The sequence below is a fragment of the Paraburkholderia sp. SIMBA_054 genome (assembly GCF_046534875.1).
GTDB lineage: Bacteria > Pseudomonadota > Gammaproteobacteria > Burkholderiales > Burkholderiaceae > Paraburkholderia > Paraburkholderia hospita.
Window position 1 is genome coordinate 1 of the sequence record NZ_JAWRXV010000906.1, and the last position, 266, is coordinate 266.

The 266-nt window shown below is 52.3% G+C and carries 1 protein-coding gene; it reads right to left on the bottom strand.

Translation table 11 applies throughout. The annotated features are described in order from the left end of the window. On the bottom strand, nucleotides 1–210 hold a 210-nt coding region (locus SB822_RS57765), incomplete at its 3' end, for a hypothetical protein (RefSeq protein ID WP_410859194.1). Nucleotides 211–266: the final 56 nt, after the last annotated feature.

Consider the following 266-nt stretch of genomic DNA (forward strand, 5'->3'; position numbering starts at 1 on the left):
GTTCTCGTATAGCGATGCGACACCCACAATGATGGCGAGGATCGTTATCGCCAGCCATTTCACGACATGGCCCATGGTGCGAACAGTCGCATAGAATTTGATGGCGTCTTCCAGATTGTCGATATCGTCTTCGTCCAGCTTTGACAGGAATTCCTTTGTCCGGTCTGGAAGCTCGTTCATGCGGTTTACGGTCGGTGCTTCTGTGTCCATTGGCGTCATGCCTTCCACCCGCACAGCTTCGCACCCTTCTCATTATGAGCAAGCAT